The 25663-nt window shown below is 73.4% G+C and carries 28 protein-coding genes and 1 pseudogene; 21 read left to right on the forward strand and 8 right to left on the reverse strand.

The genetic code is table 11. The features are described 5' to 3' along the window. Window position 1 precedes the first annotated feature (1 nt). The 14 genes from ffh to ACFYML_RS27355 all read left to right on the forward strand — a co-directional run bounded on the left by ffh (window position 2) and on the right by ACFYML_RS27355 (window position 11275). The gene (gene ffh, locus ACFYML_RS27290; protein ID WP_387423348.1) at window positions 2-1555 is read left to right on the forward strand and encodes a signal recognition particle protein; all 1554 of its coding nucleotides are present in this window, start codon (window positions 2-4) and stop codon (window positions 1553-1555) included. A gap of 129 nt (window positions 1556-1684) precedes the next feature. After that, the gene (locus ACFYML_RS27295; protein ID WP_357433709.1) at window positions 1685-2764 is read left to right on the forward strand and encodes an amidohydrolase family protein; all 1080 of its coding nucleotides are present in this window, start codon (window positions 1685-1687) and stop codon (window positions 2762-2764) included. Between the two features lie 179 nt (window positions 2765-2943). Beyond that, window positions 2944-4350, forward strand: a complete 1407-nt coding sequence (gene proS, locus ACFYML_RS27300; RefSeq protein WP_387423349.1) for a proline--tRNA ligase — start codon at window positions 2944-2946, stop codon at window positions 4348-4350. A gap of 49 nt (window positions 4351-4399) precedes the next feature. Beyond that, window positions 4400-5020: a DUF402 domain-containing protein gene (locus ACFYML_RS27305; RefSeq protein ID WP_387423350.1), complete on the forward strand. Its 621-nt coding sequence runs from the start codon at window positions 4400-4402 to the stop codon at window positions 5018-5020. Window positions 5021-5257: 237 nt separating this feature from the next. Beyond that, window positions 5258-5707: a 30S ribosomal protein S16 gene (gene rpsP / locus ACFYML_RS27310; protein ID WP_357433703.1), complete on the forward strand. Its 450-nt coding sequence runs from the start codon at window positions 5258-5260 to the stop codon at window positions 5705-5707. Beyond that, window positions 5682-5942, forward strand: coding sequence for an RNA-binding protein (locus ACFYML_RS27315; RefSeq protein ID WP_172967834.1), 261 nt, complete (start codon window positions 5682-5684; stop codon window positions 5940-5942). Before rpsP ends, ACFYML_RS27315 begins: the two co-directional genes overlap by 26 nt. Then, a complete protein-coding gene (rimM, locus tag ACFYML_RS27320; RefSeq protein ID WP_387423351.1) occupies window positions 5942-6484 on the forward strand; it encodes a ribosome maturation factor RimM in 543 nt (180 codons plus the stop codon). Before ACFYML_RS27315 ends, rimM begins: the two co-directional genes overlap by 1 nt. Before the next feature lie 15 nt (window positions 6485-6499). Further along, window positions 6500-7276 (forward strand): tRNA (guanosine(37)-N1)-methyltransferase TrmD, encoded by a 777-nt coding sequence (gene trmD, locus ACFYML_RS27325; protein ID WP_387423352.1) that lies wholly within the window; start codon window positions 6500-6502, stop codon window positions 7274-7276. A 143-nt stretch (window positions 7277-7419) separates the two neighbouring features. Further along, window positions 7420-7779 (forward strand): 50S ribosomal protein L19, encoded by a 360-nt coding sequence (rplS, locus tag ACFYML_RS27330; RefSeq protein ID WP_357433696.1) that lies wholly within the window; start codon window positions 7420-7422, stop codon window positions 7777-7779. 193 nt (window positions 7780-7972) lie between these two features. Further along, on the forward strand, window positions 7973-8854 hold the full coding sequence (gene lepB, locus ACFYML_RS27335; protein WP_387423353.1) for a signal peptidase I: 882 nt from the start codon (window positions 7973-7975) through the stop codon (window positions 8852-8854). Then, window positions 8851-9483, forward strand: a complete 633-nt coding sequence (lepB, locus tag ACFYML_RS27340; RefSeq protein ID WP_387423354.1) for a signal peptidase I — start codon at window positions 8851-8853, stop codon at window positions 9481-9483. The genes lepB (ACFYML_RS27335) and lepB (ACFYML_RS27340) overlap by 4 nt, the downstream gene beginning before the upstream one ends. Window positions 9484-9531: 48 nt before the next feature. Next, on the forward strand, window positions 9532-10017 hold the full coding sequence (locus ACFYML_RS27345) for an NUDIX hydrolase (protein WP_387423355.1): 486 nt from the start codon (window positions 9532-9534) through the stop codon (window positions 10015-10017). Then, entirely contained in the window at window positions 10011-10955 is a 945-nt protein-coding gene (locus ACFYML_RS27350) for a ribonuclease HII (RefSeq protein WP_387423356.1), read from the forward strand. Before ACFYML_RS27345 ends, ACFYML_RS27350 begins: the two co-directional genes overlap by 7 nt. Then, complete coding sequence (locus ACFYML_RS27355) at window positions 10952-11275, forward strand: DUF2469 domain-containing protein (RefSeq protein ID WP_007075222.1); 324 nt, start codon at window positions 10952-10954, stop codon at window positions 11273-11275. Before ACFYML_RS27350 ends, ACFYML_RS27355 begins: the two co-directional genes overlap by 4 nt. Before the next feature lie 47 nt (window positions 11276-11322). On the opposite strand, the gene ACFYML_RS27360 is transcribed toward ACFYML_RS27355, so the two are convergent. The 3 genes from ACFYML_RS27360 to ACFYML_RS27370 all read right to left on the reverse strand — a co-directional run bounded on the left by ACFYML_RS27360 (window position 11323) and on the right by ACFYML_RS27370 (window position 13483). After that, window positions 11323-12429, reverse strand: a complete 1107-nt coding sequence (locus ACFYML_RS27360; RefSeq protein WP_387423357.1) for a sulfite oxidase — start codon at window positions 12427-12429, stop codon at window positions 11323-11325. Next, on the reverse strand, window positions 12426-13139 hold the full coding sequence (locus ACFYML_RS27365; protein WP_387423358.1) for a class I SAM-dependent methyltransferase family protein: 714 nt from the start codon (window positions 13137-13139) through the stop codon (window positions 12426-12428). Before ACFYML_RS27365 ends, ACFYML_RS27360 begins: the two co-directional genes overlap by 4 nt. Window positions 13140-13201: 62 nt before the next feature. Next, the gene (locus ACFYML_RS27370; RefSeq protein ID WP_387423359.1) at window positions 13202-13483 is read right to left on the reverse strand and encodes a hypothetical protein; all 282 of its coding nucleotides are present in this window, start codon (window positions 13481-13483) and stop codon (window positions 13202-13204) included. Between ACFYML_RS27370 and ACFYML_RS27375 the strand changes: the two are divergent. Continuing rightward, window positions 13458-13967 (forward strand): annotated as a pseudogene (locus ACFYML_RS27375) (murein hydrolase activator EnvC family protein); the annotation flags it as partial. The gene ACFYML_RS27370 and the pseudogene ACFYML_RS27375 sit on opposite strands and share 26 nt — an antisense overlap. On the opposite strand, the gene ACFYML_RS27380 reads toward ACFYML_RS27375, so the two are convergent. After that, the gene (locus ACFYML_RS27380) at window positions 13968-15149 is read right to left on the reverse strand and encodes an aminotransferase class V-fold PLP-dependent enzyme (RefSeq protein ID WP_387423360.1); all 1182 of its coding nucleotides are present in this window, start codon (window positions 15147-15149) and stop codon (window positions 13968-13970) included. A gap of 87 nt (window positions 15150-15236) precedes the next feature. After that, entirely contained in the window at window positions 15237-16355 is a 1119-nt protein-coding gene (locus ACFYML_RS27385) for a tyrosine recombinase XerC (protein WP_387423361.1), read from the reverse strand. 708 nt (window positions 16356-17063) lie between these two features. Between ACFYML_RS27385 and ACFYML_RS27390 the strand changes: the two genes are divergently transcribed. Beyond that, entirely contained in the window at window positions 17064-17414 is a 351-nt protein-coding gene (locus tag ACFYML_RS27390) for a hypothetical protein (RefSeq protein WP_387423362.1), read from the forward strand. Between the two features lie 11 nt (window positions 17415-17425). On the opposite strand, the gene ACFYML_RS27395 is transcribed toward ACFYML_RS27390, so the two are convergent. The 3 genes from ACFYML_RS27395 to ACFYML_RS27405 are packed head-to-tail and all read right to left on the reverse strand — an operon-like array spanning window position 17426 to window position 20516. Beyond that, window positions 17426-18637, reverse strand: coding sequence for a DNA-processing protein DprA (locus ACFYML_RS27395; protein WP_387423363.1), 1212 nt, complete (start codon window positions 18635-18637; stop codon window positions 17426-17428). Beyond that, window positions 18634-20154 (reverse strand): YifB family Mg chelatase-like AAA ATPase, encoded by a 1521-nt coding sequence (locus ACFYML_RS27400; protein WP_387423364.1) that lies wholly within the window; start codon window positions 20152-20154, stop codon window positions 18634-18636. Before ACFYML_RS27400 ends, ACFYML_RS27395 begins: the two co-directional genes overlap by 4 nt. Window positions 20155-20156: 2 nt before the next feature. Further along, complete coding sequence (locus tag ACFYML_RS27405; RefSeq protein ID WP_357433671.1) at window positions 20157-20516, reverse strand: YraN family protein; 360 nt, start codon at window positions 20514-20516, stop codon at window positions 20157-20159. Between the two features lie 303 nt (window positions 20517-20819). Here ACFYML_RS27405 and ACFYML_RS27410 point away from each other — a divergent pair, with 303 nt between their 5' ends. The 5 genes from ACFYML_RS27410 (at window position 20820) to frr (ending at window position 25483) form a co-directional block, all read left to right on the forward strand. Next, window positions 20820-21779 carry a hypothetical protein gene (locus ACFYML_RS27410; protein WP_387423365.1) on the forward strand — a complete coding sequence of 320 codons (960 nt, stop codon included), beginning with the start codon at window positions 20820-20822 and terminating at the stop codon, window positions 21777-21779. A 345-nt stretch (window positions 21780-22124) separates the two neighbouring features. Then, complete coding sequence (gene rpsB / locus ACFYML_RS27415; protein WP_073832538.1) at window positions 22125-22952, forward strand: 30S ribosomal protein S2; 828 nt, start codon at window positions 22125-22127, stop codon at window positions 22950-22952. 135 nt (window positions 22953-23087) lie between these two features. Continuing rightward, window positions 23088-23915, forward strand: a complete 828-nt coding sequence (gene tsf, locus ACFYML_RS27420) for a translation elongation factor Ts (RefSeq protein ID WP_357433666.1) — start codon at window positions 23088-23090, stop codon at window positions 23913-23915. A gap of 164 nt (window positions 23916-24079) precedes the next feature. Beyond that, window positions 24080-24847 carry a UMP kinase gene (gene pyrH / locus ACFYML_RS27425; RefSeq protein ID WP_073832711.1) on the forward strand — a complete coding sequence of 256 codons (768 nt, stop codon included), beginning with the start codon at window positions 24080-24082 and terminating at the stop codon, window positions 24845-24847. A gap of 78 nt (window positions 24848-24925) precedes the next feature. Then, complete coding sequence (gene frr, locus ACFYML_RS27430) at window positions 24926-25483, forward strand: ribosome recycling factor (protein ID WP_387423366.1); 558 nt, start codon at window positions 24926-24928, stop codon at window positions 25481-25483. Window positions 25484-25663 lie beyond the last annotated feature (180 nt).

Raw genomic sequence — 25663 nt, forward strand, 5'->3', positions numbered from 1 at the left:
TGTGTTTGACACCTTGAGTGACCGCCTGTCCGGGATCTTCACCAAGCTCCGCGGCAAGGGACGGCTCACCGACGCCGACATCGACGCCACCGCGCGCGAGATCCGCATGGCGCTGCTGGAGGCCGACGTCGCCCTGCCGGTGGTCAAGGGGTTCATCGCGAACGTCAAGGAGCGGGCCCGGAGCGCCGAGGTCTCCCAGGCGCTCAACCCGGCCCAGCAGATCATCAAGATCGTCAACGAGGAGCTGATCAACGTCCTCGGTGGCGAGGGGCGCCGGCTCCAGTTCGCCAAGCAGCCGCCGACCGTGATCATGCTGGCCGGTCTCCAGGGTTCCGGTAAGACCACCCTCGCCGGCAAGCTGGCCCGCTGGCTCAAGGCCCAGGGCCACCAGCCGCTGCTGGTCGCCGCCGACCTCCAGCGCCCCAACGCCGTCGGGCAGCTCCAGGTGCTCGGCGGCCGGGCCGGCGTCGAGGTGTACGCCCCGGCGCCCGGCAACGGCGTCGGCGACCCGGTGCAGGTGGCGCGCGACTCGATCGAGCACGCCAAGCGGGCCGCCCGGGACATCGTCATCGTCGACACCGCCGGCCGCCTCGGTATCGACGCAGAGATGATGCAGCAGGCCGCTGACATCCGGGACGCGGTCCAGCCCGACGAGGTCATCTTCGTCATCGACGCCATGGTCGGTCAGGACGCGGTCCGTACCGCCGAGGCGTTCCGCGACGGTGTCGGCATCAGCGGCGTGGTCCTCTCCAAGCTCGACGGCGACGCCCGCGGTGGTGCCGCGCTCTCCGTCCGCGAGGTCACCGGGCAGCCGATCCTCTTCGCCTCCACGGGCGAGAAGCTGGAGGACTTCGACGTCTTCCACCCCGACCGGATGGCCAGCCGGATCCTCGGCATGGGCGACGTCCTCACGCTGATCGAGCAGGCCGAGGCGGCCTTCGACGCCGATCAGAAGGAGAAGATGACCGCCAAGCTGATGGGCGGCGAGACCTTCACCCTGGAGGACTTCCTCGATCAGCTCATCGCGGTCCGGCGGATGGGGCCGATCGCCAACGTGCTGGCCATGATGCCGGGCATGGGGCAGATGAAGGACCAGCTCGCCGAGCTGGACGACAAGCACTTCGACCGGGTCACCGCGATCATCCGGTCGATGACCCCGGGCGAGCGCACCAACCCGAAGATCATCAACGGCTCCCGGCGCGCCCGGATCGCCAACGGCTCCGGGGTCACCGTGATGGACGTCAACCAGCTGCTCAACCGCTTCGCCGACGCGCAGAAGATGATGAAGCAGATGGGCGGCATGATGGGCCTTCCCGGAGGCGGGCGGCGCAAGGCGACCAAGTCGCCGAAGAACAAGCGCAAGGGCACCAAGGGCGGCGGCCGGCCGCGTACCGGCGCCGGCCTGCCGGGCGGCTTCCCGGGCGGCATGCCGCAGCTCCCGCCGGGCCTGGACCCGGGTGACCTGGCCGGTGGCCAGGGCCTGCCGCCGGGCTTCAAGCTCCCGAAGATCGACTTCAACAAGCTCGGCAAGGGCGGGGACAAGAACCCTCGCTGACCGCGCGTCGCCGACCTCCGACGGCCCCGTCACCCCGTGGTGGCGGGGCCGTCGTCGTGCCCGCCCGCACCGCCCAGGCGGGGCGACCTGCTCGCCAGGGACGGGGAGTGATCGGGTAGGACTGTGCACATGGCTCTGCATGTGCGCGGTGTGCTCCTGCCCGACGACGAGGTCCGGGACGTGTGGCTGGTCGGCGACCGGGTCACCTTCGAACCGGTGCCCGGCGCGGAGACCGTCGCCGACGGTGGCTTCGTGCTTCCCGGCCTGACCGACGCCCACTGCCACATCGGCATCGCCCGGGGTGGCGCCCCGATCACCGCGCTCGACCAGGCCCGGGAGTTGGCCCGTACCGACCGCGACGCCGGGGTGCTGGCCATCCGGGACGCCGGCTCGCCGTACCCCTACCCGGAACTCGACGACGACCCGGAGCTGCCGCGGCTGGCCCGCGCCGGCCGGCACGTCGCACCGCCGAAGCGCTACCTGCGGGACATCGGGGTGGAGGTCGGCGCGGCCGAGGTGGCCGCGACGGTGGCGGCGCAGGCCGCCGCCGGCAACGGCTGGGTCAAGCTGGTCGGGGACTGGATCGACCGGGGCGTGGGTGACCTGGCCCCGGCCTGGGACGCGGACACCATGACGGCCGCCGTCGCCGCCGCGCACGCCGCCGGGGCACGCGCCGCGGTGCACACCTTCTCCGAGTCGGCCGTGGAGATCATGGTGCGGGCCGGGGTGGACTCGGTGGAGCACGGCACCGGGCTCAGCCTGGACCTGATCGACCTGATGGCCCGCCAGGGCACCGCGCTGGTCCCCACGATGATCAACATTCAGACCTTCGGTGGCATCGCCGACCAGGCCCGCCCCAGGTTCCCCGGGTACGCCGACCACATGCTCGCCCTGCGCGACCGCTTCCCCGAGGTGGTCCGGGCCGCGTACGAGGCGGGCGTGCCGATCTACGTCGGCACCGACGCGGGCGGGGGCATCGACCACGGGCTGGCCGCCGAGGAGATGCTGCTGCTGCACGAGCGGGCCGGCATGTCCACCGAGGACGTCCTCGCCGCCGCCTCCTGGCGCGCCCGCGAGTGGCTCGGCTTCCCCGGCCTGGTCGAGGGCGGCCTCGCCGACCTGGTCGTGTATCCCGAGGACCCGCGCCGCGACCTGCGGGTGGTCCGCACCCCGTCCCGCATCGTCCTACGCGGCCGCGTCCTGCGCTGACCCCGTCCCCTGCCGTCTGGCTGACCGTCGGAAAGAGTGGTCATTCGGGCGCGGAACGGCACTCTTTCCGGGAATCTGTGCGGATTTCGCGCGAGGCGCGGGGCTCGGGGCGACGCGACACGGCGCGGGCGGCCTCCCGGGCGCTGCGGCGGCGCACCCGGCGCATAGGATGTGCGGTCATGGCACGCGTGCTCACTCCCCGTGCGGAGGATTTCCCCCGCTGGTACCAGGACCTGATCGCCAAGGCCAAGCTGGCCGACAACGGCCCGGTGCGGGGCACCATGGTCATCCGACCGGCGGGCTACGCCATCTGGGAGCGGATGCAGGCGGAGATGGACGCCCGGATCAAGGCGGCCGGCGCGGAGAACGCCTACTTCCCGCTCTTCATCCCGGAGAGCTACCTCAAGCGTGAGGCCGAGCACGTCGAGGGCTTCTCGCCGGAGCTGGCCGTGGTCACCCACGGTGGGGGCAAGCAGCTCGCCGAGCCGGTGGTGGTCCGCCCCACCAGCGAGACGGTGATCGGCGAGTTCATGGCCAAGTGGATCGACTCGTACCGGGACCTGCCGCTGCTGCTCAACCAGTGGGCGAACGTGGTCCGCTGGGAGCTGCGCCCGCGGATCTTCCTGCGTACCAGCGAGTTCCTCTGGCAGGAGGGGCACACCGCGCACGCCACCCGCTCCGACGCCCGCGCCTACGCCCGGCGGATCCTGCACGAGGCGTACGAGGACCTGATGGTCAACGTGCTCGGCATCCCGGTGGTGGTCGGCCTGAAGACCGCCCGCGAGCGCTTCGCCGGCGCGACCGCCACCTACACCTGTGAAGGCATGATGGGCGACGGCAAGGCGCTCCAGCTGGGCACCAGCCACGAGCTGGGCCAGAACTTCGCCCGGGCGTTCGACATCAGCTTCTCCTCGGCCGAGGGTGGCCGGGAGCACGCCTGGACCACCTCCTGGGGCACTTCGACCCGGATGCTCGGCGGCCTGATCATGTGCCACGGGGACGACAACGGTCTGCGGGTGCCGCCGAAGCTGGCGCCGGTCCAGGCGTACGTGATGATCGTCAAGGACGGCGAGGGCGTCGCCGAGGCGGCGGCCAAGCTCCGCGACGCGCTGCGCGACGCCGGTGTCCGGGTCGCGCTGGACGACCGGACCGACACCGCCTTCGGCCGCCGGGCCGTCGACGCCGAGCTGCGCGGCTACCCGGTCCGCGTCGAGGTCGGCCCTCGTGACCTGGCCGCCGGCAACGCGGTGGTGGTCCGGCGTACGGACGGCTCGAAGGCCGCGACGCCGGTGGCCGACGTGGTCGGCGCGGTCCTCGCCGCGCTGGAGGCGGACCAGCAGGTGCTGCACGACCAGGCGTTGGCCGTCCGGCAGTCCCGCACCACCGACGTCGCCACCCTCGCCGAGGCGATCGAGGCGGCGGCCACCGGCTGGGCCCGGGTGCCGTGGTCGGCGGTCGGCGTCCAGGGCGAGGCCGAGGCGAACGCGCAGGGCGTCACCGTCCGGTGCCTGCTGCGGGCCGACGGCTCGGTGCCGGACTCCGAGGACGAGCCGGATCTGATCGCCGTCCTCGCCCGCGCCTACTGAGGTGCGCCCGGGCGGCTCGGTCGGCCGGTTCGCGCCGGGTCGGCTGATCATGCACCGCAACGTGCGGCACGGGCGGATCGGTTGGGTCCGCTCGGCCCGGGTGGTCCGCGACGACGACCGGGGGCTGCTGCTCTGGATCGCCCGTGGCGCGCCGGTGGCGAACGAGGTGACCGAGGCGGGGCTGGGCATGCGGGCCATGCCGTTCGCCGAGTGGATCACCTCGTCGTACCGGCTCGCCCAGGGTCGCTGGAACGGGCCGCCGGTGCTGAAGTTCCTGCCCACCGGTGCCGCCCATTCGGTGTGGTGGTTCCGCGACGACCGGGGCCGGTTCAAGAACTGGTACGTCAACCTGGAGGAGCCCGCCGTCCGCTGGGACGACGGCGCGGTGGCCGGGGTCGACATGACGGATCAGGACCTCGACGTGGTGGTGCACCCGGATCTCCGGTGGGAGTGGAAGGACGAGGAGGAGTTCGTCGAGCGCCTCGCCTTCCCGGACGACTACTGGGTGCCCGACGAGAAGGCGGTCCGGGCCGAGGGGGAGCGGGTGATCCGGATCGCCGAGTCGGGCGGGTTCCCGTTCGACGGCACCTGGTGCGATTTCACCCCGCCGGCGGAATGGGACGTACCGGACGGGCTGCCGCCCGGCTGGGACCGGCCGCCGGTGCGTTGAGCGTGTCGTGCGTCACGCTGGAGTCGACCCGGGTGACCAGTCCGGGTCCGGTGTGAGAGATCGGAGCCGGATCTGGCAGAATGGTTCGCTGGTATCCGGCGCGCGTCCGGCGCCCTCTAACCCGGGCACGCCGCCAGTCCACCGAGCAGTCTCCGGCCCAACCCCACTGTGCCGGTCGGCGCTCACCCGCACACCGCCCGTACGGGCCGGTGAGATCGCAACAGGAGCGAAACAACTGTGGCCGTAAAGATCCGGCTCCTGCGGATGGGTAAGATCCGCAACCCGCAGTACCGCATCGTCGTCGCCGACTCGCGCACCAAGCGTGACGGTCGCGCGATCGAGTTCGTCGGTGTGTACCAGCCGAAGGAGGACCCTTCGGTGATCGAGGTCAAGTCGGAGCGGGTCCAGTACTGGCTGTCCGTCGGCGCGCAGCCGAGCGAGGCGGTGCAGCGCCTGCTGGAGCTGACCGGTGACTGGCAGAAGTTCAAGGGCCTGCCGGCCCCGGCGCCGCTGAAGGTCGCCCCGGAGCGGGCCGACCGCAAGGCGGCGTACGAGGCTGAGGCGAAGGCCGCCGCCGGCGTGGCCGAGACCCCGGCGCCGGCCAAGAAGGCCGCCAAGGCGCAGGCCCCGGCCGAGGCGCCGCAGGCCGAGGAGCAGACCGGTGCAGAGTCCGGCGAGCAGGCCTGACATGGCGCTGCGTCCCGCCCTGGAGCACCTGGTCAAGGGGATCGTCGACCACCCGGACGACGTCCGGGTGCGGATGGTCGATTCCCGTCGGGGTAAGCGGCTCGAGGTCCGCGTGCACCCGGAGGACCTCGGCACGGTGATCGGGCGGTCCGGTCGGACCGCCAAGGCGCTGCGCCAGGTGATCGGCTCCATCGGTGGGCGCGGGGTGCGCGTCGACATCGTCGACTCGTACTGATGCTCCTCATCGTCGGCAGGGTCGGCAAGCCGCACGGGATCCGCGGTGAGGTCACCGTGGAGGTGCGGACCGATGAGCCCGAAGCACGGTTCGCCCCGGGGGCGGTGCTGCGCACCGACTCCGGGGCGGTCGCGCCCGCGCAGCCCGGGGCCTACCGGGTGCCGGCCGAGTTGACCGTCGAGTCGGCGCGCTGGCACCAGGGGCGGCTGCTTGTCGCCTTCGAGGGCGTGCTGGACCGCAACGTCGCCGAGGCGCTGCGCGGCACCCTGGTCGGCGTGGACAGCGCCGACGTCGCTCCGCCGGAGGACCCGGAGGAGTTCCACGACCACCAGCTCGTCGGCCTCGCGGTGGTCACCCGGCAGGGCGAGCGACTGGGCGAGGTGGCCCGGATCGACCACGCTCCCGCCTCCGACCTGCTGGTGCTGCGGCGGCCCGAGGGGCGGACCGCGCTGATCCCGTTCGTCAAGGCGATCGTGCCCGAGGTGGACCTCGCCGGCGGTCGCGTCGTCGTCGACCCGCCCGGCGGCCTGCTCGACCTGTAGCTGGAGCCAGCCGTCATGCGCGTCGACATCGTGTCGATCTTCCCGGAATATTTCGCCCCGCTCGACCTGTCGCTGATCGGCAAGGCGCGGGCGAACGGCAGCCTGCGGCTGGCCGTACACGATCTGCGGGCCTGGACCCATGACGTGCATCGCACGGTCGACGACACGCCCTACGGCGGCGGACCCGGCATGGTGATGCGGCCGGAGCCGTGGGGCGAGGCGCTGGACGCTCTCGTCCCCGCCGGCGACGAACCGGAGCCCCGGCTGCTGGTGCCCTCCCCGGCCGGCGTCCGGTTCACCCAGGCGATGGCGCACGAGCTGGCCGCCGAGCCGCACCTGCTCTTCGCCTGCGGCCGGTACGAGGGCATCGACCAGCGGGTGCTCGACCACGCGGCGACCCGGATGCGGGTGACCGAGGTCTCCCTCGGCGACTACGTGCTCTTCGGCGGCGAGGTGGCGGTGCTGGTGATCCTGGAGGCGGTCACCCGGCTGCTGCCCGGGGTGCTCGGCAACGCCGGTTCGCTGGACGAGGAGTCGCACGCCCACGGGCTGCTGGAGGCGCCGATGTACACCAAGCCGGCGACCTGGCGCGGGCACGAGGTGCCCGAGGTGCTGCGCTCCGGCGACCACGGGAAGATCGCCCGCTGGCGGCGCGACGAGTCGCTGCTGCGTACGGCGGCCCGCCGCCCCGACATGATCGCCACGCTGCCCACGGAGAGCCTGGACAAGCGGGACCGGGCGGCGTTGGACCGGGGCGGATTTCAGCTGCCGCCGGGGGATGTGGCAAAGTAGGGGGGTTGCCGCATCCGTCCACGCCGTGGGCGGTTGCGAGGACCCTCGACCGGGGTCGGCGTCGCCGGCCACCACCCGGGGGTCAGAATCACCCATTCGCGCATCGACTGACGGTGCGCCGTGAGCCTCACGAGGACGCAGCGATGAACATCCTGGACGCCCTTGACGCCCAGTCGAAGCGCGTTGACATCCCCGACTTCCGTGCCGGTGACACCGTCAAGGTGCACGCGCGGGTTGTCGAGGGCAACCGGTCCCGGGTCCAGATCTTCCAGGGCGTCGTCATCCGCCGCCAGGGTGACGGCCTGCGCGAGACCTTCTCGGTCCGCAAGGTCAGCTTCGGCGTGGGTGTCGAGCGGACCTACCCGGTCAACAGCCCGGCGATCGACCGGATCGAGGTCGTGACCCGCGGTGACGTGCGGCGCGCCAAGCTCTACTACCTGCGTGAGCTGCGCGGCAAGAAGGCCAAGATCAAGGAGCTGCGCGAGAAGCAGCCGGCGAGCTGAATTTCCTTGCGCCACGCCGCCTGACCTGCCCGTATGTGGTATCGACCGGAGCGCATTACCCTGGTCGTACGGGCGCAGGGGGACGGCACACCGCGCGTGCTCGACGCGGTGGCACAGCGATCCACTACCGCCCGTGGGGTCTCCTGGCGAGACTCCCGGGCGGTAGTGTCGTTTGCGCGGACCGGAGAGTGGCATGGTGCAGATGCTTGACGAGGACGGCACCGTCGATCCGTTACGCCGGCGGGCCCGGCGGTCCCGCCGGCAGCTGCCCCTCTGGCAGGAGCTGCCCCTGCTCCTGGTGGTCGCGTTCTGCCTGGCCGTGCTGATCCGCACCTTCCTGCTCCAGGCGTTCTTCATCCCCTCCGGCTCGATGGAGGACACCCTCCTCATCGGCGACCGGGTGCTGGTCAACAAGGTCGTCTACGACGTCCGCGACCCGGCCCGGGGCGAGGTCGTGGTCTTCCGGGGCACCGACCGGTGGGTGGCTCAGGAGGCCCCGGCGCCGCCGACCAACTTCGCCGGCAAGGTCGGCCGCACCCTCGGCGACCTGGTGGGGATCAGCCGCCCCGGCGAGAAGGACTTCATCAAGCGGGTCATCGGCGTCCCGGGCGACCGGATCTGGTGCTGCGACGACGGCCGGGTCGTGGTCAACGGCGTGCCGTTGGACGAGCGGGCGTACGTGTCGGAGGACTCGCCGGTCGAGCTGCCGCCGAACCCGAAGGAGTGCCGCTCCCGGCAGTTCACCGAGGTGGTCGTACCCCCGGGGCAGATCTTCGTGATGGGCGACCACCGGCTGGTCTCCCAGGACGCCCGGTGCCAGGGCCCGGTGCCGATCGACAACGTCGTGGGCCGGGCCTTCATGATCGTGTGGCCGTCGCAGCGGTGGGCCACCCTGCCGGTCCCGCAGACCTTCTCCGACCTGCCGCAATCCAACGCCGCACCGGCCGGACCGGTGCCCGTCGATCCGGACCCGGTGGGCGGTGTCGTCCTGATCCTCCCGGTCACGGCCGCGCTCTCCGTTCTCGCGAGTTCGGGGCGACTGTGCCGCACCCGGGGACGTAGGCTCCTCCCGTGATTGACGAGCAGACCGAAAAGCCGCGCAGCTCCTTCTGGAAGGAGCTGCCCATCCTCCTGGGCGTGGCGATCCTGGTCGCAGTGCTGGTACGTGCCTTCGTGCTGCAGACCTTCTTCATCCCGTCCCCGTCGATGGAGAACACTCTCAAGATCGACGATCGGGTGCTGGTCAACAAACTGGTCTACGACTTCCGCTCGCCGCACCGGGGCGAGGTGATCGTCTTCAAGGCGCCCACCGACTGGAGCGGCAATCCGGAGGGCGAGGACTTCATCAAGCGGGTGATCGGCGTCGGCGGTGACCACGTGGTCTGCTGCGACCGCACCGGCGGCACGGAGCGGCTGGTGATCAACGGCAAGCCGCTCGACGAGCCGTATCTCTTCCCCGGCAACAAGCCCGCCGACCAGGACTTCGACATCACCGTGCCGGACGGCCGGCTCTGGGTGATGGGTGACCATCGGCAGGCCTCCGGCGACTCACTGGAGCACTGGCAGCAGTCCGGCGAGGACATCAACGAGGCCACCATCCCCGAGGACCGGGTGGTCGGGCGGGCCTTCACGATCTTCTGGCCGGTCGGCCGGGCGACCTGGCTCACCGTGCCGAAGCAGTTCGACGGGATTCCCAATCCCTGACCCCGGAGGGCGTGGGCGTTCGTCGGACGCGTCTGGCAGGCTTGGGCCGTGACCGTCTACACCCCTCGTCGCGCAGCCCGCGTGCTGCTCGTCGACGCGTCCGACCGGGTGCTGCTGTTCGCCGGCACCGATCCGGGCCGACCGGGGCACGCCTACTGGTTCACCCCGGGCGGGGGACTGGACCCGGGGGAGAGCCCCGCCGCGGGCGCGGCCCGGGAGTTGGCCGAGGAGACCGGGCTGCGGCTCACCCCGGCAGAGCTGGGCGCGCCGGTCTGGGCGGAGACGGTCGAGTTCCCGTTCGACGGCGTCTGGTATCGCCAGGAGCAGGAGTTCTTCCTGGTCCGGGTGCCCGCCTGGGAGGTCGACACGGCAGGCTTCGACGAGGTCGAGCGGGCCAGCGTGTCCGGCCACCGCTGGTGGTCGCTGGCGGAGCTGTCCGCGACTGCCGAGCGCTACTACCCGCCGGACCTGCCGGACCGGCTCGCCGCCGCGCTGGCCGGGGACCGGTCCGCCGCCGGGGGTGCGCCGTGCTGACGCCCCCGCGTACGGTGGTGCGCCGCGACGGTGGCCTCTACGCCCTCGAACGGGCCCTGCAACGGCGGGGCTTCCGCCACGTGGCCGGTGCCGACGAGGCCGGCCGTGGCGCGTGTGCCGGCCCGTTGGTGGCCGCCGCGGCGGTGCTGCCCGAGGGGCGCCGCGGCGAGATCGACGGGCTGGCCGATTCCAAGCTGCTCACCCCGGCCAGCCGGGAGCGGATCTACGACGAGGTGGTGGCGCGGGCCCTGGCGTACGCCGTGGTGGTCATCCCGGCCGACGAGGTCGACGCGCGCGGGCTGCACGTGTGCAACCTGGCCGCCATGCGCCGGGCGCTCGCCTCGCTGACCACCCGTCCGGAGTATGTGCTGAGCGACGGGTTCGGCGTCGACGGGCTGGACGTGCCGGGGCTGGCGGTCTGGAAGGGGGACCGGGTGGCCGCCTGCGTGGCGGCGGCGAGTGTGCTGGCCAAGGTCACCCGGGACCGGATCATGGTCGAGCTGGACGGGCGGTACCCGGGCTACGGCTTCGCCGAGCACAAGGGCTACATCACGCCTGAGCACACCGCCGCGCTGCGGGAACTCGGGCCGTGCCGGGAGCACCGCTTCTCGTACGTCAACGTCGCCACCGTCTCCGGCCGGGACGGGCGGCCGCCCCGCTCCCGACGGCCGGCGGCCGGCGACCCGGACGAGCCGCTGTTCGGTGGCTCGGGCTCGGATGAGCCGCTGTTCGGTGGCTCGGGCTCGGACGAGCCGCTCTTCGGCGGCTCGGTCGCGGCGCTCTTCGGTGGCCCGGAGGAGATGCCCGCCGGGAGCCCGGACGAGCCGATGGAGCGTTCCGGCGCGCCAGGGGGTACCGTCGGCGTGGCGTTGGGCGAGCAGCCGCGACCTCCAGCGCCGGTGGGGGAAGATGTGGTCATGGAAGGCGGAGTGCGATGAGCGCGGAAGATCTCGAAAAGTACGAGACCGAGATGGAGCTGCAGCTCTACCGGGAGTACCGCGACATTGTCCGCCAGTTCTCCTACGTGGTGGAGACCGAGCGCCGCTTCTACCTGGCCAACCAGGTCGATCTGCACGTCCGCAACTCGGACGGTGAGGTCTACTTCGAGGTCGAGATGCACGACGCCTGGGTGTGGGACATGTACCGGCCTGCGCGATTCGTCAAGAATGTCCGGGTAATGACGTTCAAGGACGTCAATGTGGAAGAGCTCGAAAAGCCCGACATCTCGCTTCCCGCAGACTCCGGATTCGGCGGCTGACCGGGGGCGGCGGGACGGCCGACTTGCCGCCCGCCGCCGACGGCGGATCACTCCGCCAGCACCACCACCTCGACCCGCTGCACCAGGTTGTTGGCAAAACCACCCCGGTTCCACGGCTGCTCGACCGGCTGGGTACGCCCGGAGGCGTCGGTCGCCCGCGCGCCCAGCGCGTAGCGCCCCGGCGTCGGGTGCCACTCCACGTGCCACCGCCGCCAGGCCCACTCACCCCCGGTCGGCCCGTCCACGGTCGCCGGCACCCAGGTCGCACCGCCGTCGAAGGTCACCTCCACCGCCGTCACCGGCGCGTACCCCGACCAGGCCCGACCGTCCACGGTGCACGGACCCGGCCGCAGCACCCGGGTACGCGACATGAAGTCCGGGAAGCCCGGCGGGCGGACCAGCGCCCGGGGCTCGATCCGGGTCACCGGCACGCCCGGGTCGTCGGCGTCCTGCCGCAGCCGGTACGCCACGGCGTTCTGGTAGCCGTCGAACGGCTCGGCCAGCACCCGCACGTTCCGCAGCCACTTGACGTGCGCCATGCCGTACCAGCCGGGCACGATCAGCCGCAGCGGCGCGCCGTGCTGGGGCAGCAGGGGAGCGCCGTTCATCTCGTACGCGAGCAGCACCTCCTCGCGCAGCGCGTCCGCGACCGGCAGCGCCCGCTGGTAGTCCTGCTCGACGCCGCGCTCCACCCCGTGGTCCGCCCCGGTGAAGACCACGTCCACCGCGTCGGCGGCGAGCCCGGCCTCGCGCAGCAACGGTGCCAGCGGCGTGCCGGTCCACTCCGCGTTGCCCACCGCCTCCACCAGCCACGGCTGGCTGACCGGCCGCGGGCGCAGCAACGCCCGCCCGTTGCCGGCGCACTCCAGGGTGACCCGGTGGGTGACCCGGGGCCGCTCCCGCAGCGCGGCCAGGTCCAGGGTGAACGGCCGCCGCACCGCCCCGTCGACGGTCAGCGTGTGCGCCGCCGGGTCCATGTCCGGGATGTCGTAGTGGATGAGCAGGTAGTGCAGGCCGGCCGGGGTCACGTCGTAGCGGAGCGCCTCCAGCGGGATCCCGTGGTTGCGCGCGGCCAACTGGAGTTCCTCGGCGCTGATCGCCTCGTCCGGCCCGGCCACCCGGGAGGGGTGGCTGACGTTGTCCACAGTGGTCATCTCGACTCCCTCGGATCGGTCAGGGGGTGGGTCGCAGGCGCCGCCTGGCCCACCGAGCGGCCGGACCGGGTCAGCCGCTCGTCGCCGACGAACTCGAACATCCGCACGCCGGCCTCCAGCGGGTGGGGCGTACCGGTGAACCGATGCACGCCCACGCCCACCCCGTCGGCGGGGCTGCTCACCGCGACCGGGGTGAAGCCCTCCTCGGCGAACCAGTCGCAGATGGCGGGCACCAGGTCCGGCTCGCGGCGGTGCCGGGTCCAGAACACCGTGCCGCCGGTGGCGCACAGCGCGGCGCAGTGCCGCACCGTGGCCCGGACGTCGGCGTCGACGATGTTGCCGAAGATGCCGCAGACCAGGACCAGGTCGGCCGGCACGAGGTCGACGTACCGGTCGGTCAGCGCCGCGTCGCCCGCCACCACCTCCACCCCGTGCAGGCCGGCCCCGGCGGCGGCCGCCCGGGCCACCTCGACGTTGCGTGGATCCAGCTCGACCAGGCGGGCGGTGACGTCGTCGCGTCGGGGATGAGCGGCGAGCACCGGGATCAGCTCCCGACCCTGGCCGGCGCAGAGACTGATCACCCGCAGCGGACCGACCGGCGCGGCGTCCAGCGCGCCCCGGATCCGGCTCCGCAGCTCGGCGAGACGGCGGGACAGCGCCGAGCCGGGCTGGTCGTAGTCGGCGTGCCAGGCATACCAGTCCTTTGTCACGCGGCCAGCATAGGGGCCGTCGATTATCAGATCGGCGCCGTGCATGGGGGGCCGTCCACAGCTCACCAGTCGTCCACAGGCGCCGCTCCGGCCGTTCGCGGCGACACCGATCGTGACGGCAGGGTGTCCGGCGTGCCGAAACCGCTGCGCCGGGCCACCGCGGCCCTCGGGCTCCTGCTGCTGGTCGTCCCGGTCGCCGTCCGGCCCCGGCCGGCCGGGGCCGCCACCGGGGCGGCGTCCGTCCCGCTGACGAACCGGGAGTTGCCGCCGCCGACGAGGTCGCCCTCGCCGACCACTCCGGCGGGCTCGTCCGACCGGATGACGATCCGACCACTGCCGCCCATCCTGCCGGCCGCCGGCCCCGCCGGGGGCCATCGGCCACCGGGCGACCGGGTGCCTCCCGGGCCGTCCGGCGCCGCGCGATTCGGCTGGCCGCTCGCCGGCACCCCCCGACCCGTACGCCGGTTCGACCCGCCGCCGCAGCCGTGGCTGCCCGGCCACCGCGGCGTCGACCTGGCCGCGACCCCGGGTGCTGAGGTGCGTGCCGCCGGCGCAGGGGTCGTGCTCTTCGCCGGCACGGTGGCCGGGCGGCCCGTGGTCACCGTCGGGCACGCCACCGGGTTACGCACCACCTACGAGCCGGTCGACCCCCGCCTGCCGGCCGGCACCCCGGTCAGTGCCGCCACGCCGATCGGCACCCTGCTCGCCGGCCATCCCGGCTGCCCCGCCGAGGCGTGCCTGCACTGGGGGCTGCGCCGGGGCGAGGAGTACCTCGATCCGCTGGCCCTCCTCGGGCTCGGCCCGGTGCGGCTGCTGCCGCTCGACGGCTCAGCCCTGAGCCAGCAGCGTGGGGAGACGAACGGCCAACCGGTCGTACTCGTCGGGGGTGTTGTAGACCTGGCCGCACAGGCGCAGCCAGCCCTGGCCGTGCCAGGAGGCCACCGAGACCTCGGCGGCCAACCGTTCCGCGATCCGGGCGCGCAGCTCCCGCGCCGCGTCGATCGTCGGGGCGACCCCGGGCGGCAACGGGACGAGCCGCATGGCGACTGTCGGTCCGCCGGGCTCCGGCAGGTCGGCCGGCGCCACCCCGAGCGCGTCCCCGACCACCCGTTGCCCGTACGCGACCAGCGCGGCGTTGTGCGCGCGTACCCGGTCCAGGCCCAGGGTGCGCAGGGTGAACAGGCCCGCCGGGGCAGCCAACCAGGCGGTGTAGTCCAGCGTCGCCTGCCACTCGACCCGGGTGGGGAAGCCGGTCTCCTGCTCCCAGGAGACGACCAGCGGTTGGATCCGCTCCCGCCACGCCCCGGCCACCACCAGCGCGGCGGTCCCCCGCGGCGCGTACGCCCACTTGTGCAGGTTGCCCACCCAGAAGTCGGCACCGATCGAGGCCACGCTGATCGGCAACATGCCCGGAGCGTGCGCCGCGTCGACCAGCACGGGCACCCCGTGCTCCCGGGCCACCCCGACGATCGCGGCCGTCGGGAAGAGCCGGGCGGTGGGCGAGGTGATCTGGTCGACGATGAGCAGCTTGGTCCGGCCAGGACGCAGCCCGGCCAGGACGATCTCCACCACCTCCTCGTCGGAGGCGGTCAGCGGCACCGGCAGGGTCCGGGACACCGCTCCGGTCCGGCGGCACTCCCGCTCCAGCGAGAAGGCGACCGCCCCGTACCCGTGGTCGGTGGTCACGACCTCGTCGCCGGGACGGAGGCCGAGTGACTGGAGCACCACCGCCACACCGGTGGTGGCGTTGCCCACCAGCGCGGTGCCGTCCGGGTCGGCGCCGAGGAAGGTGGCCAGGTGCCGCCGGGTGTGAGCGATCCGGTCGACCAGGCCCTGGGTGAAGAAGCGCAGCGGGTTGGCCTCCATCTCGTCGCGCAGGCGCTGCTGGGCCCGCTGCACCCCGATCGGCACCGCGCCGAACGACCCGTGGTTGAGATGGCTGACCGACGGATCGAGGGAGAAGAGCAGCCGAGCACCGGGGATCGGCTCGGGCGGCTGCGGGACGCTCATTCGTTGATCGTAGCCCGCCGTGGATCATCAACCCGCCGTTCGCCGCGAGGGCATGCCGCCCTTGCGGCGGCAGGAAGCTTCCGGCCGTCAGGCCCGCGGGTGCGCCTGCCGGTAGGCCGCCCGCAGCCGCTCCACCGACACGTGGGTGTAGATCTGGGTGCTGGCCAGCGAGGAGTGGCCGAGCAACTCCTGCACGGCCCGCAGGTCCGCCCCACCCTCCAGCAGATGGGTGGCCGCCGAGTGCCGCAGCCCGTGCGGGGTGGTGCGGGGAAGGCCGGCGGCATCGGCGTATCCGGCGACGATCCGCCGGGCGGTCGTCGGGTTGAGCCGCCCGCCACGCGCGCCGAGGAGCAGCGCCGCCCCAGAGCCCGGGCCGGCCAGCGCCGGTCGACCCTGGCTGAGCCAGGCGTCCAACGCGCGCTGCGCCGGCACCCCGTACGGCACGGCGCGCTCCCGGCCGCCCTTGCCCAGCACGCGTACCACCCGGCGGGCGTGGTCGACGTCCGCGACGTCCAGGCCGCACGCCTCGCTGATCCGCACCCCGGTGCCGTAGAGCAGCTCGAGCAGCACCCGGTCACGCAGCAGCGCAGCGTCCTCGCCGCCGGGACTCTCCTGACCGGACGCGGTGCCCTCGGTCGCTCCGCCCCGGCTGTCGGCGGAGGCCCCGCGCGCCGCCGGACTGGCGCTGGCGGTCGGCCCGTCGCCGGTGGTCGGGCCTTCGGCGGTGGACCCGACGTGCGGGGTGTCCGCCCGGGCGGCGGCCTGGCCGACGGCCCGGACGCGCGGGGCGTCCATCAGGGCGGCGGCCTGGTCGGCCCGCAGGACCGTGGGCAGGTCCCGGTGGGCGCGGGGACTGGCCAGCGGAGCGGCCACGTCGGCGGTGAGCAGGCCGGCCCGGTGGGCCCACGCACTGAAGGTGCGGGCGGCGGCGGCCCGACGGGCCAGGGAGGTGCGTGCCGCGCCCATCGTCCGCTGCTTCGCCAACCAGCTCCGCAGCACCGCGAGGTCCAGCTCCGACAGGTCGGCGCAGCCCATCCGTACCGCATGGTCGAGCAGGGACACCAGGTCGGTCACGTACGCCCGCACGGTGTGCGCGGACCGGTTGCGTACCCCGGCCAGATGGTCGGCGAAGGCGTCCACCGCCTCCCGTAGCTGCGGCGGCAGCGCCTCGTGCGCCGCCCGGGTGCCGCGCCGCTCGCCGCTCACCGGCACCTCCGGCCCCACCTCGGCCCCGCCACGGGCCCGGTCAGCCGGGACGGCGACGCGTCGGCGTGCCGTGGAAGACTTCCGCGGCCCCGGCGGCTCCTGCTGTCGGCGGACACCGGCTCAGCCTACGGGCGCGACCGCCGGAGAGCAGCCCAGGCCGCCGACCTGCCGGGCCTGCCGCCCCGCCGCCGACCTGCCGGGCCTGCCGCCCCGCCGCCGACCTGCCGGGCCTGCCGCCCCGCCGCCGACCTGCCGGGCCTGCCGCCCCGCCGGGCCGCCGACCTGCCGACCTGCCGCCGACCTGTCGGGCCTGCCGACCTGCTGACCTGCTGACCTGGCAGGGTGGCCGGGTGGTTGCCCTGCCCCCGAGGCCGTCCGGACGGCGACGTACGTCGGGCGGGCGGGTTGCCCGGGTGGTTGCCCTGCCCCGGGGCCGTCCGGACGACGGCGTACGTCGGGCGGGTGGGCTCCAGCCGCAGGCCGGGGTGGCTGACCGGGGCCTGGGCACGGGAAACTGGTCATACGAAGAGGACAGTGGCGGCGTCGGTCAGGCCCTCGAAGGCCGGGCGCGTCGCTGCCGGCAGGTGCCGCCTGCGCCGTGGCGGCCGGGGTGCGCCGTGGCGGGGTGATTCCCCGGCACGGCGGCGCGAAAGGGTGAGCCAGTCGGGACAGGCGTCGATCCGGGGTGAGCGACGCGGGCGGGAGGAGATGCCAGGCGTGGGTGTGGATGCCGTGCTCTACCGGGTGGTGCGGGCCGGGCCCGTACGTCACCGGCCGTCGTACGTCGCGTCGGAGGTGGTCGCTGACCCGGACGACGTGCTGCTCGACCTGCTCAAGCGGGCGCGGGGCGGGGGCCGTACGCCGCTGCTGGATCGCGTCGACCCGTTGGGCGAGTCGGTCGTGGACGCGGAGGCGACCCAGCAACTGCTCGCCGAGCTGCGCTGCCTGGCCGAGTTGGCCCGGACGCCCGCGGAGGTCACCCACATCCGCCGGTTGGCGCTGCTCGCGCGGCGTTGCCTGGACCGGCGGGACGTCGAGATCCGATTCGAGGGCGACTGAGACCCACTCCGTCACACCGGCGTATTCGTGGTGCCGGCGGCGGGGCCCACACGCTTGTCGGGCGGCGCGAGGGCGTAGCCGGCGTCGCGTCGTACCACCAGCGCCAGTTCCTCCAGCATGGACAGCTTCCGCATGGCCGTGCGGAGGTCCACCCCGGCGCGTGCCGCGACGCTCTCCAGGCTGACCGGCTTCCGCCGGGGCAGCACCTCCAGCACCTGGGCCGCCTCGTCGTCGAGCTGATCCCGGAGGCGTTCCGGTGCCCGGGCGGGCGGCGCCAGGTCGTATCCGATCCGCCCCACCTCCTCGAGCACGTGCGCGACACCGGTGACCAGCCGGGCCTTGCTGTGCTCGCGCAGCAGTTCGTGCGCGCCCACGGACATCGCCGAGGTGACCGGGCCCGGCACCACCATTCCCGGTCGACCGACCCCGATCGCCCGGTTGAGGGTCTGCGTGGCGCCGCTGCGCGCCGCCGCCTCCACCAGCACCGTCCCCAGCGTGCCGGCCGCGATCACCCGGTTCCGGATGAGGAACCGGGGCCGCAGCGGGTCCGCGCCCGGCATCCACTCGCTGACCAGCAGGCCGGTCTCCGCGATCCGGTCGAAGAGCGCCGCGTTGCCCATCGGGTACGGGCGGTCCACCCCGCAGGCCAGCACGGCGACGGTCCGGCCGCCGGCGGTCAGCGCGCCCCTGTGGGCGGCGGAGTCGATGCCGAAGGCGCCGCCGGAGACCACCGTCCAGTCACGATCGGCCAGCCCGTAGCCCAGCTCGGTGGCCACGTGCGTGCCGTACGGGGTAGCCGCCCGGGCACCGACGACGGCGACGGACCGCTCCAGTGCCTGCCCGAGGGGCCATGCCCCGCGTACCCAGAAGCAGAGCGGCGGCGCGGTCTCCAGGTCGACCCGGCGTTCGGCTCCCGGCAGCAGCAGCCGGCGCAGGTCCGCCACCCCGGCCGGCCACTCGTCGTCCTCGGGAGTGATCACCCGCGCGCCGAGCCGTTCGGTACGCGCCAGGGCCTGCTCCGCCACCGCCCGGGCGTCGTCGCTCGTGGACCGGGCGTCCACGGCGGCCCGGAGCGCCCGGTCCGGCGCCCCGCCGTCCAGGAGCAGGTCCAGCGCGGCGACCGGCCCGAGCTGCTCCACCAGCCGGTGCACCGAGCGGGTGCCCGGTTCGGCGAGCCAGGTCAACGCGACCCGCGCCAGCAGGCGGTCGTCCTTCGAGGTCATGTGCCCTCTCCCGTCCTGAGCTGGATGGCCTCCGCGATGTCGCCGCCGTCCGGCCGGTCCCGCCCGTCCAGGTCGGCGATGGTCCAGGCGAGCCGGATGACGCGGTCGAATCCGCGCGCGGAGAGCGAGCCGGCGTCGAGCCGTTTCCGCAGCTCCCGGGTGTCCCGCTCGGGTAGCCGCCACGGCGCCCGACGCAGGTACGGCCCGGGGATCTCGGCGTTGACCTTGCGACCGACGGCGGCCCACCGGTCGACGGCGGCCCGGCGGGCGGCGGCCACCCGGGCGGCAACCACCGTGGACGACTCGCTCGGCGGGCCGGTCTCCAACAGTTCCGCCGCCCGGACGGGCAGCAGCCGGACCTGCACGTCGACCCGGTCGAGCAGGGGCCCGGAGAGCCGGCCCAGGTAGCGCCTTCGGGCCAGCGGAGTGCACTCGCAGTCGACGTCACCCGACGGCTTCGCGCAGGGGCACGGGTTCGCCGCCAGCACCAGCTGCGTCCGGGCCGGATATTCCGCGCCGCCGCGGGTCCGGGCGACCCGTACCCAGCCGCTCTCCAGGGGCTGGCGCAGTGCTTCCAGCGCCCCCTTGCTGAACTCGGGTGCCTCGTCGAGGAAGAGCACGCCGCGGTGGGCCAGCGACACCGCCCCGGGCCGGGCCAGCCCCGACCCACCGCCGACCAGGGACGGCACCGTGGCCGTGTGGTGCGGCGCCTGGAACGGGGGCCGGCGCAGCAGCCGCCCGCCGGGCGGCAGGAGCCCGGCGATGGAGTGCAGGGCGGTGACCTCCAGGGCGGCGTCGTCGTCGAGCTCCGGCAGGATCGACGGAAGTCGCTCGGCGAGCATCGTCTTGCCGGCCCCGGGCGGCCCGAGCAGCGCCAGGTGGTGCCCGCCGGCGGCGGCCACCTCCAGCGCCCGGCGGCCGAGCCGCTGCCCGGCCACCTCGGCCAGATCGGGGCCCTCGGCGGCGGTGGCCGGCGCGGCGGTCGGTGGTGGGAGCAGCGGCGTACCGTCCCGGACGAAGGCCACCAGCCGGTGCAGGGTGTCGACGGCACGGATCCGGACGCCGGGGATGACCGCCGCCTCGGGAGCGTTACCGACCGGCACCACCACCCGCGGGAAGCCGGCCCGCGCCGCGGCGGCCACCATCGGCAGCACTCCACGCACCGGCCGGACCGTGCCGTCGAGGCCGAGCTCGCCGAGGACCACCGTCCCCTCCAGCGGCAGCAGCGGCAGCTCGCCGGAGCCGCCGAGCACCGCCGCCGCGATGGCCAGGTCGAACGCGGACCCGTACTTCGGCAGGGTGGCCGGGAGCAGGTTGAGGGTGATCCGTCGGTTCGGCCATTTCTGGCCGGAGTTGACGATGGCGGCGCGTACCCGGTCCCGGGCCTCGTGCAGGGCCGTGTCGGGCAGCCCGGAGATCACCACGCCCGGCAGCCCCGGCGCCAGGTCGGCCTCCACCTCCACCACGTGCCCGGTCACCCCGACCAGACCCACGCAGAGCACCTTGGCGTAGCTCATGTTCAGAAGGCGCCCTTCAGGTGCTCGACCCGGGCCGGGCCGGCGGCGGGAAGCCGGACTTCGAGGACGTCGAAGCGGACCTCCTCGGCGCTGGTGCCGGTCTCGGCCAGCCACCGGGCGGCCAGGCCGCGCAGCCGGCGCGCCTTCGCCGGCACCACCGCCTCGGCCGGGCTGCCGAAGTCGTCGCTCCGGCGGGTCTTCACCTCGCAGAACGCGAGCACCTCGCCCTCCCAGGCGATGACGTCGATCTCCCCGTCGGGGCACCGCCAATTCCGGGCGACCGGGCGCAGCCCCGCCTCGATCAGGTGCCGGACCGCGCACCGCTCGCCGTACGCGCCGACGGCCTGGTTCCGCTTCGTCATGCCGCCCACGGTGCGCCCACCCCCGGTCGGGAGGCGGGTCCCGGGCCGGCCACCTGTGGACGACGGGGCGCCCTGTGGACGGGCGGACGATCATGCCCGTGCTGTGCTAGCGACCTCACCGGGCAGGCCACCGCCAGGCCGACGGGCATGGCCGTGGACGGGTCAGCCGGCACGATCCACGACATTTCGGAGCAGCCGCCGATCACTCACCGTGTGCCCGGTTATGAGGCGGTATTAACCGCACTGACCTGCGGCAATGTCGGGCTGAAGGGCGGTTGGCGGGCGGGATGGCGGTCGCATACCGTGCCGGTCGTGGACGGACGACGGAGCTTTCCCGAAGATCAGCAGGGGCCGCGCTGGAGCGATCCCGGGTACGCCGACCCGGACTGGCGGGCGGCTGGCGAGGCGCGCTACCGCGACGACGACTTCCGGGCCCCCGAGCAGCGTGCCGGCGGCGAGGGCCGGTACGCCGACCCGGCCCGGTTCGGTGCGGCCGAACCGCTGGGCGACGACACCGAGAGCTACCGGCGGTCGCGCCGGCTGGACGACTCCGGGGAGATCTCCGGCGAGTTGCCGGGCGGCCGCGGCGGCCGACGGGCGGCCCGCGAGGCCGGCGATCCGTTCGGCGGCGCGTCGCGGGAGAGTGCCGGCGATCCGTTCGGCGGGGTCTCGGGGGAGAGCGGCGGCGAGCCGTTCGGCGGCGACCCACGGCCCGGCCCACTGGCCGGCTACCCGGTCGTCGAGCCGGCCCGTCCGGCCGAGCCGGCGCACGTGGGCCCGACCCCGATCACCGTCGGGGACCGGCCGGCGCACGGCGCGCCCACGCCGCTGATCGTGGGGGAGCGGCCCGTCGTGCCGGCGCCGGAGGTGGTGACCACTCCGGCACCGCACCCGCTGGAGATGCCGACCGGGCCGATGCCTTCGGTGGCGCCCCGGCTGGACGGGCCGCCACCCGGCGACGGGGTCTACCGGACCCGCCGGCCGGCGCTCGCGGTGCTGCTGGCGCTGCTGGTGCTCGCGCTGGAGGTCCCGGCGCTGCGGGTGCTCCTGCGGGGCGTGGTGGGTGACCCGGTCTCCACCTCGCACGTCGTGGTGGGCACGTTCCTGGTGGTCGGGCTGCCGATCTTCGGTGCCGGTCTGTACGGGTTGCGGACCGGCGGCCTGGCGCTGGCCGACGGCAGCCGGGGCTGGCTGCGGCCGCCGACGGCGTATCTGACCGTCGGGCTGGTGCTCTTCGTCGCCGCGGCGCTCGCCGCCCGCTGACCGCCGCTGCCGTACCCCGGGACCCGGGCATCTCCGGACGGTGGTATCCGACAGCATTCGGCGGCCCACCCACTCCCGGCACCTGCGCGGATCATGGATCACCCACCGGGGTTCCGCACCCGTGTCCCGCACCCCGGGACCGGTGCACAGGGGGAGGGCGTACACTGGTCGACTGGCGACCGCCTCGCGCGGTCGACCTCGCGTGCCCTCTCCACGGACACCTTCGTGGGGCGCCGGCCTCCCTGGTCCCGATCTTGATCGGGCCCGTCACGGCCGGCGACCGGGCGCCAGGACGCCCGGCCGCCGGCCGGGCGAGACAACCAGGGATCGCAAGGAGTACCCACCATGGCCGTCGTGACCATGCGCCAGCTGCTGGAGAGCGGTGTCCACTTCGGGCACCAGACCCGGCGGTGGAACCCGAAGATGAAGCGCTTCATCTTCACCGAGCGCAACGGCATCTACATCATCGACCTGCGCCAGACCCTCGACTACATCGAGAAGGCGTACGACTTCGTGCGCAACACCGTCGCCGGTGGCGGCAGCATCCTCTTCGTCGGCACCAAGAAGCAGGCCCAGGAGGCCATCGCCGAGCAGGCGACCCGGGTCGGCCAGCCGTACGTGAACCACCGCTGGCTCGGCGGCATGCTGACCAACTTCCAGACGGTGTACAAGCGGCTCCAGCGGATGAAGGAGCTGGAGGCCCTCGGTGACCTGAGCGGCACTGCCGCCGGTTACACCAAGAAGGAGACCCTGCAGCTCTCCCGCGAGAAGGACAAGCTGACCAAGACCCTCGGTGGTCTGCGGGACATGCAGAAGCTCCCGGCCGCGGTCTGGGTGGTCGACACCAAGAAGGAGCACATCGCCGTCGATGAGGCCCGCAAGCTGGGCATCCCGGTGATCGCCGTGCTCGACACCAACTGCGACCCGGACGAGGTCGACTTCCCGATCCCGGGCAACGACGACGCGATCCGCTCGGCCGAGCTGCTGACCAAGGTCGTCGCCGCCGCCGTCGCCGACGGCCTGATCGCCCGCTCCGGCCGGGGCCGCGGCACCGACGAGAAGCCCGAGCCGGGCCAGGTCGGCGCCGACGAGCCGCTGGCGGAGTGGGAGCGCGAGCTGCTCGAGGAGCCGAAGAAGGGCGACGAGCAGCCGGCGACCGCCGCCGCGGAGTGATCGCGCCGTCGCGTCCCCACCGTCCGATTTCCCGGCCGGTGGGGCGCGGCGGGTACGCCGGGCACATCCGGCCCGGATCCGGGTAACCGGGACCCAGACCATCCCACCGCAGTCTCAAGACCCGAAGAGAGAGTCATGTCCAACTTCACCGCCGCGGACGTCAAGAAGCTCCGCGACCTCACCGGCGCCGGCATGATGGACTGCAAGAAGGCGCTGACCGAGGCGGAGGGCGACTTCGACAAGGCCGTCGAGATCCTGCGCGTCAAGGGCGCCAAGGACGTCGGCAAGCGGGCCGGCCGCACGGCCGCCAACGGCCTCATCGCCCACGCCGGCCAGGCGCTGCTCGAGCTCAACTGCGAGACCGACTTCGTCGCCAAGAACGACGCCTTCATCGCGCTGGCCCAGCAGTTGGTCGAGCACGGCGTCGCCAGCGGCGTCTCCACCGCCGAGGAACTGCTCGCCAGCACCCTCGACGGCAAGAGCGTCGCCGACCTGGTCCAGGAGCAGTCCGCCAAGATCGGCGAGAAGCTGGTGCTCAACCGCTTCGCCAAGCTCGACGGCACCACCGCGGTCTACCTGCACCGCAAGAGCCAGGACCTGCCGCCGGCCGTGGGTGTGCTGGTGCAGTACGCCGGTAAGACCGACGAGGCCGCCGACGCGGACGCCCGTGGCGTGGCCATGCAGATCGCCGCGATGCGGCCGAGGTACCTGACCCGGGACGAGGTCCCGGCCGACGTCGTCGAGTCCGAGCGGCGGATCGCCGAGCAGACCGCCCGCGAGGAGAACAAGCCCGAGGCGGCGCTGCCGAAGATCGTCGAGGGCCGGGTCAACGCCTTCTTCAAGGACTTCGTCCTGCTGGAGCAGGCGTCGGTCGCCGACAACAAGAAGACGGTGAAGCAGCTGCTGGCCGAGGCCGGCATCGAGGTGACCCGCTTCGTCCGGTTCGAGGTCGGCCAGGCCTGAGCCGCCGCATCGGGCGTATGACGCGCCCGTGCGCAGGGAAACGTCGACGAGGAGGCCGCTGGTGTACGTGACAGGCACCGCGGCCTCCTCGTCGCATAGGGTCGGCAGCGGCAGGTACGCGGGACGCGGCGCACGTGCGGTGCGCGACGGAAGGGGCGGTGCGGATGACGCAGGTTGTGAGTGACCGGAGCCTGGCGGCGGATGATCCGACCGCCCCACCGCCGGGCCGCGCCCGCCGGGTGGTGCTGAAGCTCTCCGGCGAGGTCTTCGGCGGCGGCGCGATCGGTGTCGACCCGGACGTCGTGCAGGGCATCGCCCGGCAGATCGCCACCGTGGTCCGCCGCGGCGTGCAGGTCTCCGTGGTGGTCGGCGGCGGCAACTTCTTCCGCGGCGCGGAGCTGCAGAAGCGCGGCATGGACCGAGCCCGGGCGGACTACATGGGCATGCTCGGCACGGTGATGAACTGCCTGGCCCTCCAGGACTTCCTGGAGAAGGAGGGCATCGAGACCCGGGTGCAGACCGCGATCACCATGGCCCAGGTCGCCGAGCCGTACATCCCGCTGCGGGCGATCCGGCACCTGGAGAAGGGCCGCGTGGTCATCTTCGGCGCCGGCGCCGGCATGCCGTACTTCTCCACCGACACCGTCGCCGCCCAGCGGGCGTTGGAGATTCGCGCCGACGTGGTGCTGATGAGCAAGAACGGCGTGGACGCGGTCTACACTGCGGACCCCCGGATCGACCCGACGGCGAGCAAGCTCGACTCGATCACCTTCTCCGAGGTGCTGCGCCGCAACCTGCGGGTGGCCGACGCCGCGGCGTTCAGCCTCTGCATGGAGAACGGCCTGCCGATGCTGGTCTTCGGCGCCGAGGGCGACGACACCATCGTCCGTGCCGTCAGCGGCGAGAAGATCGGCACCCTGATCACCGCCTGAGCGGCCCCGAGCCGGCAGCGGCCCTCCGAACCACAGCAGCACAGCCACGACGAGCAACAGAAGGAGGCGAGGAGACCGGTGATCGACGACACCCTCCTCGAGGCCGAGGAGAAGATGGAGCGTGCCATCGAGCACGCCAAGGAAGAGTTCGGCGGCATCCGCACCGGTCGCGCCAACGCCGCGATGTTCTCCCGGATCGTCATCGACTACTACGGCAGCCCCACCCCGCTGCCGCAGATGGCGTCCATCGCGGTCCCCGAGCCGCGCATGGTGATCATCAAGCCGTACGACAACTCGCAGCTGGCCGCCATGGAGAAGGCGATCCGCGACTCGGACCTCGGCGTGAACCCGAACAACGAGGGCAACCAGCTGCGCATCGTGCTCCCGCAGATGACCGAGGAGCGGCGGCGCGAGATGATCAAGGTGGCCCGGCACAAGGGCGAAGAGGCCAAGGTCGCCGTCCGCAACATCCGCCGCAAGGCCAAGGAGGAGCTGGACCGCCTGGTCAAGGACGGCGAGGTCGGCGAGGACGAGGGCCGGCGCGCGGAGAAGGAGCTGGACGACCTGACCCAGCGTTTCGTCGCCACCGTCGACGAGTTGGTCAAGCACAAGGAGAACGAGCTGCTCGAGGTCTGAGCGGCCCGAGCACCTGCCACGGCACCGTGTGCCGCCACCCCTACCGGATGGCGGTCCCGGTGCCGTCGCCGTGGTGGGACCATCGTCCGCCGTGCCGGCTCCCTGGGTGCAGTAGGCTCGGCACGATTCCCACCACCGCTGGGTGAACAGCGGGGATCGGCCGGCCGTCGGGCCGGTCAA

Origin of the sequence: Micromonospora sp. NPDC007230 (assembly GCF_042869115.1) — a bacterium.
GTDB lineage: Bacteria > Actinomycetota > Actinomycetes > Mycobacteriales > Micromonosporaceae > Micromonospora.

What these genes read in the sequence shown, in the direction of transcription:
- ACFYML_RS27395 (WP_387423363.1), bottom strand. Translation starts at nt 18,637, where the DNA reads ATGACCTCGAAGGACGACCGCCTGCTGGCGCGGGTCGCGTTGACCTGG.
- ACFYML_RS27305 (WP_387423350.1), top strand. Translation starts at nt 4,400, where the DNA reads ATGCACCGCAACGTGCGGCACGGGCGGATCGGTTGGGTCCGCTCGGCC.
- ACFYML_RS27360 (WP_387423357.1), bottom strand. Translation starts at nt 12,429, where the DNA reads ATGACCACTGTGGACAACGTCAGCCACCCCTCCCGGGTGGCCGGGCCG.
- pyrH (WP_073832711.1), top strand. Translation starts at nt 24,080, where the DNA reads ATGACGCAGGTTGTGAGTGACCGGAGCCTGGCGGCGGATGATCCGACC.
- ACFYML_RS27390 (WP_387423362.1), top strand. Translation starts at nt 17,064, where the DNA reads ATGCCAGGCGTGGGTGTGGATGCCGTGCTCTACCGGGTGGTGCGGGCC.
- ACFYML_RS27405 (WP_357433671.1), bottom strand. Translation starts at nt 20,516, where the DNA reads ATGACGAAGCGGAACCAGGCCGTCGGCGCGTACGGCGAGCGGTGCGCG.
- proS (WP_387423349.1), top strand. Translation starts at nt 2,944, where the DNA reads ATGGCACGCGTGCTCACTCCCCGTGCGGAGGATTTCCCCCGCTGGTAC.
- ACFYML_RS27400 (WP_387423364.1), bottom strand. Translation starts at nt 20,154, where the DNA reads ATGAGCTACGCCAAGGTGCTCTGCGTGGGTCTGGTCGGGGTGACCGGG.
- trmD (WP_387423352.1), top strand. Translation starts at nt 6,500, where the DNA reads ATGCGCGTCGACATCGTGTCGATCTTCCCGGAATATTTCGCCCCGCTC.
- lepB (WP_387423353.1), top strand. Translation starts at nt 7,973, where the DNA reads ATGGTGCAGATGCTTGACGAGGACGGCACCGTCGATCCGTTACGCCGG.
- ACFYML_RS27355 (WP_007075222.1), top strand. Translation starts at nt 10,952, where the DNA reads ATGAGCGCGGAAGATCTCGAAAAGTACGAGACCGAGATGGAGCTGCAG.
- tsf (WP_357433666.1), top strand. Translation starts at nt 23,088, where the DNA reads ATGTCCAACTTCACCGCCGCGGACGTCAAGAAGCTCCGCGACCTCACC.
- rimM (WP_387423351.1), top strand. Translation starts at nt 5,942, where the DNA reads ATGCTCCTCATCGTCGGCAGGGTCGGCAAGCCGCACGGGATCCGCGGT.
- ACFYML_RS27370 (WP_387423359.1), bottom strand. Translation starts at nt 13,483, where the DNA reads ATGGGCGGCAGTGGTCGGATCGTCATCCGGTCGGACGAGCCCGCCGGA.
- rplS (WP_357433696.1), top strand. Translation starts at nt 7,420, where the DNA reads ATGAACATCCTGGACGCCCTTGACGCCCAGTCGAAGCGCGTTGACATC.
- ACFYML_RS27295 (WP_357433709.1), top strand. Translation starts at nt 1,685, where the DNA reads ATGGCTCTGCATGTGCGCGGTGTGCTCCTGCCCGACGACGAGGTCCGG.
- rpsB (WP_073832538.1), top strand. Translation starts at nt 22,125, where the DNA reads ATGGCCGTCGTGACCATGCGCCAGCTGCTGGAGAGCGGTGTCCACTTC.
- ACFYML_RS27380 (WP_387423360.1), bottom strand. Translation starts at nt 15,149, where the DNA reads ATGAGCGTCCCGCAGCCGCCCGAGCCGATCCCCGGTGCTCGGCTGCTC.